The 317-nt window shown below is 67.5% G+C and carries 1 pseudogene; it reads right to left on the bottom strand.

What is annotated here, in order from left to right:
• A pseudogene (locus tag AC2CHE_RS27020) lies at positions 1-317 on the bottom strand (ISAs1 family transposase); the annotation flags it as partial.

The raw sequence follows: 317 nt of genomic DNA, 5'->3' as shown, positions 1-317 counted from the left end.
AGGTGTTACGGAGTGTGGCGAAGACGGCGGGGCCGTTGCCGGTCCGGGCTTGGTGGGCGTCTTCACGTAGCGTCACGTCTCTGATGTAGTGCACGCGGTTCTCGATGTGCCCTTCCGCGCGTGCCCATGAGCTGAGGTCGGCGGGTTGGGCCTGTCCGGCGGGCAGGGACACGGTCAGGTACGCCATCTCCCGGGTGGTCTTTCCCTTGATCGTGCGGGTCCGGGTGATCCGTACCGCTTGCTGCGCGTGAGGGAAACCCAGTCCGCCGGGGAGGGTCACGGTGACGGCTTTGACGGTGCGGGTCTCGGTACGGCCG

The sequence above is a fragment of the Micromonospora sp. ATLC16 genome (assembly GCF_057196645.1).
The sequence above is the reverse complement of the archived record's forward strand: the minus strand, read 5'-3'. Positions and strand labels throughout refer to the sequence as shown.